Here is a 13,980-nt window from a genome sequence, read left to right as displayed (position 1 = left end):
GTCAGATTTCTGGATGGTCGTTCTTGAGGAGGACGAGGCCGTGGGCCGGCACGACGAGCGGCAAGCCGGTGGGCACTTCGCCGGGGTGCAACACGCCGGCGGAGTCGATGAGCAAGTTCCAGGGACCGTGCACCAAGGTGAACGGTGTGTTGTTGGGTTCGGGATTGAACAGCAACAGCAAGCGCGGACGGCTCTTGGCACCCGTGTGCATCCAGCAGGCAAAGGCCTTTTGGGCGTCGGTGTGCCAGTCGTGCCCCTGCATCTCGGTGCCCGCGGGCGTCAGCCAGTGCACGGTGGCTTGCATGGCACCTTCGGCCATGCCAATGAACCAGCGCGGGTGACGCAGCAAGGGCTCTTGCGCGCGCAGCTCGAAGCAGCGGGACACAAAGGCCAGGAGGTCGGTCGGAGCGTGCCGCCAGTCCAGCCAGGTCGTGGCGTTGTCTTGGCAATAGGCGTTGTTGTTGCCGCCTTGGGTGTTGGCCAGTTCGTCGCCCGCGTTGATCATGGGCGTGCCTTGGCTGAAGGCCAGGGTGGCCAGCATGGCGCGACGCACGCGCTCGCGGCGCTGGCGCACCAGCGGGTCGTCGGTCGGACCTTCTACACCGAAGTTGGCGGCCAATTCGCCATCTCGGCCGTCGCGGTTGTCCTCGCCGTTGGCGTGGTTGTGCTTGCGCGCGTAGCTGACGACGTCGTTCAGCGTGAAGCCGTCGTGGCAGGCGACGAAGTTGACGCTGGCGGTCGGACGGCGCAAGCCGTGATGAAACACATCGCTGGAGCCCGTGAGACGGCGGGCGAACTCGCCGCGGCTGGCCCCGGCGCCCAACCAGTAGCTGCGGACGGCGTCGCGGTATTTGTCGTTCCACTCTAGGAAACGGCCCGGGAAGTGGCCCACTTGGTAGCCGTTAGGACCGGCATCCCAGGGTTCGGCGATGAGGTGGACCCCAGCGAGCACCGGGTCCTGCCGCAAAGCCGTGAAGAACGCGGCGTTCGGGCTGTAGCCTCGATCGCCACGGCCCAGCACGGGGGCCAAGTCAAAACGGAACCCGTCGACCCCCATTTCCTGCACCCAAAAGCGCAGCGAGTCGAGCACGAACTGAGCCACGCGAGGGTGATGGCAATTCAGGGTGTTGCCACAGCCGGTGAGGTTTTCGCTGCGGCTGCGATCGTCGGCCAGCAGGTGGTACCAGCAGGCGTTGTCCAGCCCGCGGAAGCTGAGCGTGGGGCCGAATTCGTTGCCCTCGGGTGTGTGGTTGTAGACCACGTCCAGCAGCACCTCCAGCCCCGCCGCATGCAACGCATGCACCATGGCGCGGAACTCGTCGCGCACGGCGCTGGGGTCTTTGGCATGGGCCCAACGCGGGTCGGGCGCGAAGAAGCCCAGGGTGTTGTAGCCCCAGTAGTTGCGCAGGCCTTTGTCGGCCAGATGGGGCTCGTCGATGGCGTAATGGACGGGCAACAACTCCACCGCGGTCACGCCCAGGGTCTTGAGGTGGGCGATGGCCGCTGGGTGGGCCAAGCCGGCATAGGTGCCGCGCAGGGCCTCCGGCACCCCGGGGTGCTGCTGGGTGAAGCCCTTGACGTGCACTTCGTAAATGACCAGCGACTCGGTGGCGTGGTGCGGCGCGTTGCTGCGCGGGTTGGGGCCAGACAAGGGGGTCGGCACGCGCGCCTTGAGGGCGTGCGGCGCGTTGTCACGCGTGTCAAAACTGCGCGGCCCTTCGGGGTCGCCCACGCAATAGCCATGGTGCTCGGCGCGCCAGCCAAAGCGGCCGACGATCTCCTGCGCGCAGGGATCCAGCAGCAGCTTGCGCGCGTTGTAGCGGTGGCCCCGCTCAGGCTCGTAAGGCCCATGGGCGCGCAGGCCGTAGACCAGCCCCGGGCCGACGCCCGGCAAAAACCCGTGCCACACGCCGTCGTCGGGGCCGTGCAATGCGTAGCGACGCAACTCTCGCTGGCCCTCGGTGTCGAACACGCACACTTCGATGGCATGGGCGTGTTCGCTGAAGACAGCGAAGTTGACCCCACCATCGCGCACGCTGGCCCCCATGGGGCTCACGCGGCCCGGTTGCATCTCCATCGGCAGGCCTTGAAAAGCGGCTGTCATGCTCAGGCCGGGACGAAAAACACCGTCGCCAAGGGCGGCAAGGTCACGCTGAGGCTGTGAGAGCGACCGTGCGCGGCTTCCGGCTGCACCGGGATTGCGTGCGGGCCGTTGCCCATGTTGCTGCCGCCGTAATGCTCGCTGTCGCTGTTCAGCACCTCGCGCCAGGCGCCCTGCGTGGTCGGCACGCCCAAACGGTAGCCGTGTCGCGGCACGGGGGTGAGGTTGCACACCACGAGCACGCTGCCGCCCTGGCCGTCGTGCCGCAACCAGGCATAAACGCTGTTGTCTTCGTCGTGGCTGGCTAGCCACTCGAAGCCCTGAGACTCGCAGTCCAAGCGATGCAAAGCTGGCGTTTGGCGGTAGAGGGCGTTGAGGTCACCCACCCAGCGGCGCACACCCGCGTGGCGGCTGTCGTCCAACTGATGCCAAGGCAGGCCCACGCTGTGGTTCCATTCGCCGCGCTGGCCCCATTCCTGACCCATGAACAGCAGCTTCTTGCCCGGGTGGCCCCACATGAAGCCCAAGTAGGCGCGCGTGTTGGCGAACTGCTGCCACTCGTCGCCCGGCATCTTGTCCAGCAGGCTGCCCTTGCCGTGCACGACCTCGTCGTGGCTGATGGGCAGCATGAAGTTTTCGCTGAAGGCGTACACCAGCCCGAAGGTCATCTGGTGGTGGTGGTAGCGGCGGTGGATGGGGTCTTCGTGGATGTAACGCAGGGTGTCGTTCATCCAGCCCATGTTCCACTTGAAGTGAAAACCCAGGCCGCCCAGGTAGGTGGGCTGGCTCACACCGGGGAAGGAGGTGCTCTCCTCGGCCACGGTGATGCTGCCCGGCGCCTCTTGGCCCAGCACGGCGTTGACGTGCTGCAGCAGCGAGATGGCCTCCAGGTTCTCCCGACCGCCGTGGTGGTTGGGCACCCACTCGCCGCTGGGGCGCGAGTAGTCCCGGTAGAGCATGCTGGCCACGGCGTCGACACGCAGGCCGTCCACGCCCCAGCGCTCCACCCAGTACAGCGCGTTGCTGGCCAGGAAACTGCGCACCTCGCTCCGCCCGAAGTTGTAGATGAGGGTGTTCCAGTCGCGGTGGAAGCCCTCTTTCGGGTCTTGGTACTCGTACAGCGCCGTGCCGTCGAAGCGAGCCATGCCGAAGCCGTCGGTCGGGAAGTGAGCGGGCACCCAATCCAGCAGCAGGCCCAGGCCGTGGTCATGGCAGGCCTGGACGAAGACCTCGAACTGCTCGGGTGGGCCGAAGCGGCGGCTGGGTGCGAACAGGCCCAGGGTTTGGTAGCCCCAGCTGCCATCGAAAGGGTGCTCACTGATGGGCAGCAGCTCGATGTGCGTGAAGCCCAGTCCAGCCACGTAGGCCGGCAAGGTGTTGGCCAATTCCTCCCAGGTGGGGAAGCCACCATCGCGTCCTTGGCGCCACGAGGCCGGGTGGCACTCGTACACGCTGATGGGCGCGTCGCGCCGATTGGCTTCGGCGCGGCCGGGTGGCAGCGGTCGCCGCGGCGGCAAAGCCGCCACCACGCTGGCAGTCTCGGGGCGCAGTTCGCTGGCGCGTGCGTAGGGGTCGGCCTTGAGCGGCTGCAGGTGGCCGTCGGCGCCAATGAGCTCGTACTTGTAAAAGTCGCCCACCTGCGCGTGGGGCACGAAAAGCTCCCACACGCCAGCGTCGTGCCGCAGGCGCATGGCATGGCGTCGGCCATCCCAAGCGTTGAAGCTGCCGACCACCGACACCCGACGGGCGTTGGGCGCCCACACCGCAAACCGCACACCGGTCACGGCGCCGTGGGTCACCGGCTGGCTGCCCAGGATCTCGAAGGCGCGGGCTTCGTTGCCGTCACGCAGGCGACGAAGCTCGTCGTCGCTCAACTGCGGCCCGTAGGCATAAGCGTCGGCGTACTCGCCCTCACCACCCGACAGCCATTCGATCTTCAGCCGGTAGTCGACGCGCTCGCGCCCAGGGAGGCGACCTTCAAAGAGACCCTCTCCGAGCGGCGACAAGGTCGCCACCACCCGCCCCCCCACGACGGCCGACACGGCCGCCGCCTGCGGATTCAGCACCCGAAGCCAGAGGGCGCCGGCCGCGTCGGTGTGAAGCCCGAGGACGGCGAATGGATCGCCATGACGGGCTTGCACCAAGGCCTGCGCCACACCAGCTTCGAGCATGTTCACCCCAGAGATTTCAAGGACCAGACGCGTTCGACGTACTCGGCGATGGTGCGGTCGGACGAGAACCAGCCCATGCCGGCCACGTTGCGCAGCGCACGTTCGCTCCAGGCTGCACTTTGCCGGAACAAAGCGTCCACGCGGCTTTGCGCGGCGACGTAATCCGCGAAATCGGCCATGAGCATGTAGCCGTCTCGATGCGTCAGGTTGTCGATGATGGCGCGGTAGCGCTCGGGGTCGCCGCTGCTGAACGTGCCATTGGCGATGGCGTCCATCACGGCCTTGAGCTGGCGGTTTTCCTCGATGTAGAGCTTCGGGTCGTAGCCCAATTGCTTCATCTTCTGCACACCCTCGGCGCGCAGGCCGAAGACGAACATGTTCATCACGCCCATGGCCTCGGCCATTTCGATGTTGGCGCCGTCCCAGGTGCCGATCGTGATGGCGCCGTTCAGGGCGAACTTCATGTTGCCCGTGCCGCTGGCCTCGGTGCCGGCGGTGGAGATCTGTTCGCTCAGGTCGGCCGCCGGGATGATGGTCTCGGCCAAGCTCACGCCGTAGTTGGGCAGGTAGACGAGCTTGAGTTTGTCGCCCACGCGCGGGTCGCTGTTGACCACGCGGGCCACGTCGTGCGCCAGCTGAATGATCAGCTTGGCCATGTGGTACGCCGAGGCCGCCTTGCCGGCAATGACCACGGTGCGCGGCACCCAGTCCAGGCCGTCCGGCGCCTTGTTCGGGCTGGCCAGAATGGCTTGGTAGCGGGCGATGACGTGCAGGATGTTGAGCAGCTGGCGCTTGTACTCGTGGATGCGCTTGATCTGCACGTCAAACAGGCTGGCGGGGTTCACCACCGTGCCCAACTGCGTGCGGATGAGCGCGGCGAGCTTTTCCTTGTTCTCGCGCTTCACGGCCTGGAAGGCGCGCTGCAACTCAGCGTCGCCAGCCAACTTGCCCACCTTGCTCAGGTCGGCCAGGTTCTTGCGCCAGCCGCGGCCGATTTCGGCGTCCAACAATCCGCTCAGACCCGGATTGGCCTGCGCCAGCCAGCGACGCGGCGTCACGCCGTTGGTGACGTTGTGGAAGCGCTCGGGGTAGAGGCGCGCGTAGTCGGCAAAGATGGTTTGCACGCACAGGTCGCTGTGCAGCTTGGCCACGCCGTTGACGCGGTGCGATGCCACGATGCTGAGCGCAGCCATGCGCAAGCGGCGCTCGCCGTGATGGCCACCGTGGTGGTCGCCCTCGTCGATGATCGAAACGCGGCGCAGCAGGGCTTCATCGCCTGGGCACTGGGCCTTGACCTCTTCCAGGAAGTGGTGATTGATCTCGTAAATGATTTCGAGATGGCGGGGCAGCAGAGCCTCGAACATGCGCACCGGCCAGGTTTCCAGGGCCTCGGGCATCAAGGTGTGGTTGGTGTAGCTCACCGCTTGGCGGGTGATCTTCCAGGCGGTCTCCCAACCCAGGCCGTGCTCGTCCACCAACAAGCGCATCAGCTCGGCCGGCGCCAAGGCGGGGTGCGTGTCGTTCAGGTGGATGGCATTGAGCTGGCCCAGATTCATCAAGGTGCCGTACTCGCGCAGGTGGCGGGCGATCAGGTCTTGCAGCGAGGCGCTGACCAAGAAGGCCTCTTGCTTCAGGCGCAGCTCGCGGCCGGCCTCGGTGCTGTCGTCGGGGTACAGCACCCAGTTCAGCGCGTCGGCGGCCACACGGTGGCGGCTGGCCTCGATGTAGTCGCCGCGGCAGAAGGCCTGGAAGTCGATCGGGTTGGCGCTGCTGGCGTGCCACTGGCGCAGGGTGCTCACCCGCTCGCTGTGGTGAGCCGGCACGATGAAGTCGTAGGCCTGGGCCATGATGACCTCGCCGCCCACCCAGCGCCGTCCACCGGCTTGACCGGCGTTGGACGAGTCGCTGACCACACGACCCCCGAACCGCACCGGGTAGCGGCGCTCAGGACGGATGATTTCCCAGGGGGCACCCATGCGCATCCAGTCGTCCGGGCTTTCGATCTGGCGACCGCCGTCGATGCCCTGCGCAAACATGCCGTACTGGTAACGCAGTCCGTAGCCGAAGCTGGGCAGGCCGAGCTCGGCGAAAGAATCCAGGAAACAAGCGGCCAAGCGGCCCAGGCCGCCGTTGCCCAACGCCGCGTCGGGCTCGCGCTCCAACACATCGCTCAGGCCCACGCCGCCAGCGTGCAGGTCCAGGGCCTCTTGCATCACCTTGTCCAAGCCCAAGGCCGCCAACGCGTTGCCCAGGGCGCGGCCCATGAGGAACTCCATCGACAGGTAGTGCACGCGACGCACGGCCGCGGCTTCGCCGCGTTGGTTGTCTTGCTGCTGGGTGCCGACCCAACGTTCATTGAGCAGGTCGCGGCAGGCGTGGGCGGCGGCACGCAAGATGGCATCCTTGCTGGGCGTGCCGGGCGCTTGAGACAGTTCACGGGCCAGCGCAGTCTTGAAAGCCGACTGCAGGCTGGCACGGGTGCGGGTGCGTTCGGTGGCGGACATGCTGGTGCGGCCCTTCGTGGAGGAAACGGTGGGGGTATCGGCGAGACGGCTCATCGTGTGTAGGAAAGTTACCGCGTCGGCGGCAGAGCTTCTCCGGATGGGGCCAGTCGCATCAAAAAGCCAGCAACCGGCCGGTCGCAAGAATGCCGCACCGCGGGAACGGGGGCCATCGGCGCCCCTTGAGGAGCTCCGACAACCCACCCCGCATGGGCGACGCCTGGCACAAAGTATCGCGCAGCCGCGCCTCGATGTGTAGTTTGACTACATAGGGCATCCCCTAGGTTTACCCTAAGTTCTTGTTTTTCAACCCCTTACATCGACCCAACTCCGGGATGCACTCTGTTGTGAAACTACAGAGTGATCGGTATATTGGCGCGCATCCTCAGCCGTCCGTTCGAGGCGGTCACCCCAGATCTCCGGAGTTCAACCCATGGCCCACGTTCAATTCAAGAACGTGCAGAAGGCGTACGGCGACGTGCGCATCCTGCACGGCATCGACCTCGAGATTCGCGATGGCGAGTTCATGGTCTTCGTGGGCCCTTCCGGCTGCGGAAAGTCCACCCTGTTGCGCACCATCGCGGGTCTGGAGGACATCACTGGGGGCGAGTTGCGCATCGGCGGTCGCCTGGTGAACGACGTGCCACCCGCCGAGCGTGGCATCGCCATGGTGTTCCAGAGCTACGCGCTCTACCCGCACATGAACCTATACGACAACATGGCGTTCGGGTTGAAGCTGGCCAAGGTGCCCAAGGACGAGATCGACCGCGCCGTGATGCACGCGGCCAAGATCCTGCACATCGACCACCTGTTGCAGCGCAAGCCCAAGGACCTGTCGGGCGGCCAGCGCCAGCGCGTGGCCATCGGCCGCGCCATCGTGCGCAAGCCCGAGGTCTTCTTGTTCGACGAACCGCTGTCCAACCTGGACGCCGCCCTGCGCGTGCGCATGCGCTACGAGTTCGCCAAGCTGCACGAGGACCTGAAGACCACCATGGTCTACGTGACGCACGACCAGGTGGAGGCCATGACCCTGGCCGACCGCATCGTGGTGCTCAGCGCCGGCAAGATCGAGCAGGTGGGCAGCCCGCTGGAGCTGTACGAGCACCCCGACAACCTCTTCGTCGCTGGCTTCATCGGCAGCCCCAAGATGAACTTCATCGAAGGGGAACTGGTCACGGGCACCGAACGCATGGCCCTGGTCAAGCTGGCCAATGGCGCCAGCATCGAGGCGCATGTGGACGCCAGCCGCGCCCAGCCCGGTGACAAGGTGACGCTGGGCGTGCGGCCCGAACACTTCGTGCTGGGCGGCGAAGACAACCTGCTGGCGGTCACCGTCACCTTCGTCGAAAACCTCGGTGGCGCCACCTTCGCCTACTGCGCCTTCCCCGGCGTGGACGACGCCCTGACCTGCGAGTTCGATGGGCGCGCGCGGGTGCGCGCGGGCGACGACCTGCGCCTGCGCCTGCCCCCCGAGGCCGCGTACTTGTTCGACGCCTCGGGCCGCGCCTTCCGGCGGCTGACCCCGAGCGGCACCTTGGCCCACACGGCCGGCGCCCAGGAGGCGGCATGAGGTGGATTGCCCTGAGCCTGTGCGCCACCTTGATCGCGCCGACGGCGCTGGCCGAGAACCGGCCCAAACTGCTCGTCTGGATCAACGGCGACAAGGGCTACAACGGCCTGCAGCGGGTGGGCGACGCCTTCGAGCGCCAAACCGGCGTGAAGGTGGAAGTGCAGCACCCCGAGGGCGCGCCTGAGAAATTCCAGCAAGCCGCTGGTGCAGGCAAGGGGCCCGACGTTTTTTGCTGGCCCCACGACCGCGTGGGGGAGTGGGCCAAGGCGGGTCTCATCGTGCCCGTCCGGCCCAACAAAGCCATCCGCGACGAGATCGAATCCAGCGCCTGGAACGCCTTCCGCTACCGCGGCAAGGTTTGGGGCTACCCCATTGCCATCGAAGCCAACGGACTGATTTACAACAAGGATTTGGTGCCCACGCCACCGGCCACCTTCGACGATGTGCTGGCGCTGGACGCCGAGCTCTCGCGCCAGGGCAAGAAAGCCATTCTGTGGGACTTCAACAAGAGCTTCTTCAGCTGGCCCATGCTGGCGGGCGCCGGCGGCTACGTCTTCGGCCAAGACGCCAACGGCGACTACGTGCCGCAAGACGTGGGCGTGAACACGCCGGGCGCGGTGAAGGCGGGTGAGACGCTCAAGCGCTTGGTCGACGCCAAAGTCATGCCCAAGGGCGCCCGTTACGCCGAGATGGAAGCTGGCTTTGCGCGCGGCTCGGTGGCCATGATGATCAGCGGGCCCTGGGCCTGGGACAACGCCAGAAAAGCCAAGATCAACTTCGGCGTGGCGCCCATCCCGGCGGTGGTGCGGGGTCAACCGAGCCAGCCCTTTGTGGGGGTGCTGGGCTGCATGATCAGCGCCCCCAGCAAGCTCAAAGACGTGGCCCGCGAGTTCGTCGAAAACCACCTGCTGCGCCCCGAGCAGCTCAAGGTGGTGAACGCCGACGTGCCCCTGGGCGTGCCGGCCAACAAGGCCTTTTACGCCGAGTTGTCGGCCGACCCGAACATCCGCGCCACCATGGAAAACGCCCGATTGGGTCGGCCCGTGCCCAACGTGCCCGAGGTGGGCCGCTTCTGGACGGCCATGGACGCCGCGCTCGAAGCCATCACCAATGGCCTGCAATCGCCCCAGGATGCGCTCGATGGCGCCGCCGCCCGCATGAAGGTGACCCGATGAGCACCGCCGCCCTGTCTCAGCCCTTGATGGCCTCGTCCCGCGCCGAGGTGTCACCCTGGATCAAATGGCCGCTCACGGCCGGCTTGGCGTTGGCCTGCCTGTATTTGGTCTTCGCCATCATCGCCGCCGGTCAGTACCTGTGGGGAGCCGGCATCCTCATCCTGTTCGCCTCGGGCTTCTACGTCTACCTCAGCAACGCCAGCTTTGCCTACCGCTACCTGTTCCCGGGGGTGATCGGCATGCTGCTGTTCGTGGCGTTCCCGCTGATCTACACCTTCCAGCTCGGTTTCACCAACTACTCCTCCAGCAACCTGCTGTCCGAGGACCGCGCGCGGCAATACCTGCTGGACCAACAGGAGTACGACGAGGCCGAGGCGCTGGCGTACCACCTGCACGCCGACGGCAAAGAGTTCCGCGTGGTTCTGCGCCAGGGCGACGATCCGATCTGGGTGTCGGGGCCCTTGGCGCTGCGCACTGGCAAGACCCCGCCGGTGGTGGCGCTGCAAACGCCATCGCAAGCCAGCTTTGCCATCGGCCAGCCCCTGGGGCTGCGCGAAGTCATCGAGCATCGCGAAGTGCTGCAGCAACTCAAGCTGCAGGTGCCAGGCGGCGAGGAACTCCGCTACGTCGGCCTGCGGGAATTCGCACCGATGCATCGTCTGTGGCGCGCCAACGCCGATGGCTCGCTCACCGAAACCGCCACGGGTCGCACGTACATCCCCAACCGAGACACCGGCTTTTTCACCGCCGCCGACGGCAGCACCTTGCAGCCGGGCTTCAAGGTCTTCGTGGGTTGGAAGAACTACAGCCGCATGCTGGGCGACGCCGACTTCCGTGGCCCCTTCATGGCCATCTTCGTGTGGACGGTGGTCTTCGCCGGCCTGACGGTGCTGTTCTCGCTGGCCGTGGGCATGAGCCTGGCGGTGCTGCTGAACTGGGAGGGCCTGCGCTTCCGCACCACCTACCGCACCCTGCTGTTCCTGCCCTACGCGGTGCCCGGCTTCATCAGCATCTTGGTGTTCAAGGGCCTGTTCAACCAGAACTTCGGCGAGATCAACGCCATCCTCGACGCGCTGTTCGGCATCAAGCCCGCGTGGTTCGCCGACCCGTTCTTGGCCAAGGTGATGATCCTGATCGTCAACACCTGGCTGGGCTACCCGTACATCATGATCTTGTGCGCCGGCTTGCTGAAAGCCATCCCGGCCGACCTGTATGAGGCCAGCGCCCTGGCCGGTGCCGGGCCGCTGACGAACTTCTTCAAGATCACGATCCCGCAGATCATCAAGCCGCTCACGCCGCTGCTGATTTCGGCCTTCGCCTTCAACTTCAACAACTTCGTGCTGATCGCGCTGCTCACCGACGGGCGGCCCGACTTCCTCAACACCAAGTTGCCGGCCGGGCAGACGGACATCCTGGTCAGCTACACCTACCGCATCGCCTTCCGCGATTCGGGGCAGGACTTCGGCTTGGCCGCGGCCATCAGCACGCTGATCTTCATCTTGGTCGCGCTGCTGTCGATCGCCAACCTGCGCCTGACCAAGTCCAACGATTCGGGAGCCCGCTGATGGCCATCGTTCAAGGCAAGAACCAAAAGTGGCGCACCTTCTTCGCCCACGCTTTCTTGTGGGCGCTGATCGCGCTGACCATCTTCCCGCTGCTGGCCGTGGTGTCCATCAGCCTTCGCCCTGGCAACTTCGCCACGGGCAGCCTGATTCCCACCGAGATCAGCCTGGAGCACTGGAAGCTGGCGCTGGGCTTCAGCTACCAGGGGCCTGACGGCTCGCTGGTGGAGCCGCCCTTCCCCGTGCTGCTGTGGCTGTGGAACTCGATCAAGGTGGCCACCATCTCGGCCTTCCTGATCGTGGCCATTTCCACCACCGCGGCCTACGCCTTCGCGCGCCTGCGCTTCCCCTTCAAGGCCGGTCTGCTCAACAGCATGCTGCTGCTGCAGATGTTCCCGGTGGTTTTGGCGCTCGTGGCCATCTTTGCCATCTTCGAGACCATCGGCTCCTACATCCCCTGGCTGGGCGTGGAGACGCACGCCGGCTTGATCGTGGCCTACCTGGGCGGCGTGGCCACCCACATCTGGACCATCAAGGGCTACTTCGAAACCATCCCGGTGGAGATCGAAGAAAACGCCAAGGTCGACGGTGCCACGCACTGGCAAGCCTTCCGCCACGTGCTGCTGCCCATGGCCGTCCCGATCTTGGTGGTGGTCTTCGTGCTGGCCTTCATCGGCACCATCATTGACTACCCAGTCGCTTCGGTGCTGTTGCGCGAGGAAAGCAACCTGACCCTCGCCGTCGGCACCAAGTACTACCTGAACGACCAGCGCTTCCTGTGGGGCGACTTCGCCGCCGCGGCCGTGCTCTCGGGCCTGCCCATCACCCTGGTGTTCTTGGCCGCGCAGCGGTGGATCGTCTCGGGCCTGACGGCCGGGGGCGTGAAGGGCTGACGCCCTTCCTTTCGCACCCCAACGAAGGATCGCGATGAAAACCATCCGGGCTCTTGCTGGCGCTCTGACCGCCTTTGCAATCGGTTCCATACAAGCGGCACCGCTCACCGCGGCCGAGTCGGCCGATCGCGCCCGCTTCGCCGCGCGCGAGCAGGATTGGCGCAATGGCGCGGTGGTTTACCAAATCATCGTGGACCGCTTCGCGCCCAGCCGCGACTTGGAGGCCAAGCGCACGCTCTACCCCGCGCCCAAGACCCTTCGCCCTTGGTCCGAGCCGCCCAAGCCCGGCCCCTACCTGGAAGACCAAAGGCTCAGCGCGCACGAGTTGGACTTCTGGGGCGGCGACCTCCCCAGCGCCACGGCCCGGCTGGAGCACGTGCAGCGCCTCGGCGCCCAGGTGCTGTACCTGAACCCCATCCACCTCGCCTACACCAACCACAAGTACGACGCCTTCGACTTCCAGGCCATCAGCCCCGAGTACGGCACGCGCGCCGACTTCAAAGCCTTGGCCGCCGAAGCCCACCGGCGCGGCATGAAGGTGGTGCTGGACGGCGTCTTCAACCACATGGGCCGCAACGCGCCCAAGTTCCAGGACGCGCTGGCCAACCCACAAAGCCGCTGGCGCGACTGGTTCGCCATCGGACCGCAGTACCGCGGCGGCGCGCGCGCGTGGACGGGCTTCCAGAACCTGCCCGAGCTGAACCTCGAGAACCCTGCTGTGCGAAAGCACCTGTGGCTGGACCGCGACTCGGTGGTGCGCGGCTACCTGCGCGACGGGGCCGACGGCTGGCGCCTGGACACCGCCTTCGAGCTCGGCCACGCCTACCTGCGCGAACTGACCGACGCCGCCCACCGCGAAAAGCCGGGCTCGCTGGTGGTGGGCGAGATCGTGAATCACCCGGCCGCCTGGCTGAAGTCCATCGACGCCGTCATGAACTTCACCCTGCGCGACCTGCTGCTGGGCCTGGTCCGTGGCGAGATGGAACCCGCCATGGCCTCGCGCCTGATGGCCCGGCTGGTGGACGACGCGGGCATCGAGCCCCTGCTCAAGTCCTGGGTCGTCATCGACAACCACGACATCCCGCGCATCGCCACGCAACTGCCCGACCTGCCGCAGCGCCGCTTGGCGCAGGCCCTGCAGTTCACCCTGCCCGGTGCGCCCAACCTGTACTACGGCGTGGAAGTGGGCATGACCGGTGGCGCCGACCCCGAGAACCGCGGCCCCATGCGCTGGGACCTGGTGCGCGAGGACCACCCAGACATGGTGTGGACGAAGCAGCTCGTGGCGCTGCGCCAGCAGCACCGCGCGCTGCGCATCGGCGACTACCGCGCCATCGACGCGCAACGCCTGTTCGCCTTCGAGCGCCACACCGACCGCGCGCTGGAAACGCGCATCGTCGTGGCCAACCCCAGCGACCAGCCCGTGCGCGAACGCTTGATGGTGCGCAACGCCCACCTGATGGACGACACGCCCATGGTGGACGTGCTGGGTCTCGTGCCTGGGCCGGTGGTCGCCGGCTTTGGCCCCGGCTTCGTCACCGTGGACGTGCCCCCGCGTGGCGTGCTGGTGCTGGCGCCTCGCCCCAAAGACCTGGGCGGCTACAGCCGCTACAAACGCGTGCCCTGAGAGGTTCCCATGAAGCTCGCCCCGCTGTTCGCTTTGCCCCTGCTGATGGGAGCCGCCATGGTTCACGCTGCCGACCCTGCCAACCGCTTCGACGCCGAACTGAAGGGCCGCTTCGAGGCCCGCGAAAAGGACTGGCGCAACGGTGCCATCGTCTACCAAGTGCTGCCCGACCGCTTCGCGCCCGCGGCCAACCTGGAGGCCAAGCGCCACCTCTACCCCGCGCCCAAGGTGCTGCGCAGCTGGGATGAAACGCCCAAGCGCGGCACGTACGTGGAAAGCGCCAAGCTGTGGAGCCACGAGATCGAGTTCTGGGGCGGCGACCTGCAGAGCCTGCGCGCCAAGCTGGATCACGTGCAAGGCCTGGGCGCCGACGTGCTCTA

9 protein-coding genes are annotated in these 13,980 nt (G+C 66.5%); 6 read left to right on the top strand and 3 right to left on the bottom strand.

Going from position 1 to position 13,980, the window contains the following annotated elements:
* Position 1: 1 nt before the first annotated feature.
* The 3 genes from glgX to O9335_RS00035 are packed head-to-tail and all read right to left on the bottom strand — an operon-like array spanning position 2 to position 6,776.
* Entirely contained in the window at positions 2-2,104 is a 2,103-nt protein-coding gene (gene glgX, locus O9335_RS00045; RefSeq protein WP_298381665.1) for a glycogen debranching protein GlgX, read from the bottom strand.
* Positions 2,105-2,106: 2 nt separating this feature from the next.
* Positions 2,107-4,272, bottom strand: coding sequence for a 1,4-alpha-glucan branching protein GlgB (gene glgB, locus O9335_RS00040; protein ID WP_298381663.1), 2,166 nt, complete (start codon positions 4,270-4,272; stop codon positions 2,107-2,109).
* A gap of 2 nt (positions 4,273-4,274) precedes the next feature.
* The gene (locus O9335_RS00035) at positions 4,275-6,776 is read right to left on the bottom strand and encodes a glycogen/starch/alpha-glucan phosphorylase (RefSeq protein WP_298381661.1); all 2,502 of its coding nucleotides are present in this window, start codon (positions 6,774-6,776) and stop codon (positions 4,275-4,277) included.
* 430 nt (positions 6,777-7,206) lie between these two features.
* Here O9335_RS00035 and O9335_RS00030 point away from each other — a divergent pair, with 430 nt between their 5' ends.
* From O9335_RS00030 to O9335_RS00005, 6 genes are all read left to right on the top strand, one after another.
* Positions 7,207-8,343: an ABC transporter ATP-binding protein gene (locus tag O9335_RS00030; protein ID WP_298381659.1), complete on the top strand. Its 1,137-nt coding sequence runs from the start codon at positions 7,207-7,209 to the stop codon at positions 8,341-8,343.
* Positions 8,340-9,518 (top strand): maltose/maltodextrin ABC transporter substrate-binding protein MalE, encoded by a 1,179-nt coding sequence (gene malE / locus O9335_RS00025; RefSeq protein ID WP_298381657.1) that lies wholly within the window; start codon positions 8,340-8,342, stop codon positions 9,516-9,518. The genes O9335_RS00030 and malE overlap by 4 nt, the downstream gene beginning before the upstream one ends.
* Positions 9,515-11,083: a maltose ABC transporter permease MalF gene (gene malF / locus O9335_RS00020; RefSeq protein WP_298381654.1), complete on the top strand. Its 1,569-nt coding sequence runs from the start codon at positions 9,515-9,517 to the stop codon at positions 11,081-11,083. The genes malE and malF overlap by 4 nt, the downstream gene beginning before the upstream one ends.
* Positions 11,083-11,973 (top strand): maltose ABC transporter permease MalG, encoded by an 891-nt coding sequence (gene malG / locus O9335_RS00015; protein ID WP_298381650.1) that lies wholly within the window; start codon positions 11,083-11,085, stop codon positions 11,971-11,973. The genes malF and malG overlap by 1 nt, the downstream gene beginning before the upstream one ends.
* 34 nt (positions 11,974-12,007) lie before the next feature.
* Positions 12,008-13,600: a glycoside hydrolase family 13 protein gene (locus tag O9335_RS00010; protein ID WP_298381647.1), complete on the top strand. Its 1,593-nt coding sequence runs from the start codon at positions 12,008-12,010 to the stop codon at positions 13,598-13,600.
* A 9-nt stretch (positions 13,601-13,609) separates the two neighbouring features.
* A partial coding sequence (locus O9335_RS00005) for a hypothetical protein (RefSeq protein ID WP_298381644.1) occupies positions 13,610-13,980 on the top strand: 371 nt, incomplete at its 3' end.

Source organism: Inhella sp. (assembly GCF_027532025.1).
Taxonomy (GTDB): Bacteria; Pseudomonadota; Gammaproteobacteria; order Burkholderiales; family Burkholderiaceae_C; genus Inhella.
Note: the sequence above shows the minus strand (reverse complement) of the source record. Positions and strands in the feature narration are given on the sequence as shown.

What these genes read in the sequence shown, in the direction of transcription:
- O9335_RS00035 (WP_298381661.1), bottom strand. Translation starts at nt 6,776, where the DNA reads ATGTCCGCCACCGAACGCACCCGCACCCGTGCCAGCCTGCAGTCGGCT.
- glgX (WP_298381665.1), bottom strand. Translation starts at nt 2,104, where the DNA reads ATGACAGCCGCTTTTCAAGGCCTGCCGATGGAGATGCAACCGGGCCGC.
- malG (WP_298381650.1), top strand. Translation starts at nt 11,083, where the DNA reads ATGGCCATCGTTCAAGGCAAGAACCAAAAGTGGCGCACCTTCTTCGCC.
- O9335_RS00010 (WP_298381647.1), top strand. Translation starts at nt 12,008, where the DNA reads ATGAAAACCATCCGGGCTCTTGCTGGCGCTCTGACCGCCTTTGCAATC.
- O9335_RS00030 (WP_298381659.1), top strand. Translation starts at nt 7,207, where the DNA reads ATGGCCCACGTTCAATTCAAGAACGTGCAGAAGGCGTACGGCGACGTG.
- malE (WP_298381657.1), top strand. Translation starts at nt 8,340, where the DNA reads ATGAGGTGGATTGCCCTGAGCCTGTGCGCCACCTTGATCGCGCCGACG.
- glgB (WP_298381663.1), bottom strand. Translation starts at nt 4,272, where the DNA reads ATGCTCGAAGCTGGTGTGGCGCAGGCCTTGGTGCAAGCCCGTCATGGC.
- malF (WP_298381654.1), top strand. Translation starts at nt 9,515, where the DNA reads ATGAGCACCGCCGCCCTGTCTCAGCCCTTGATGGCCTCGTCCCGCGCC.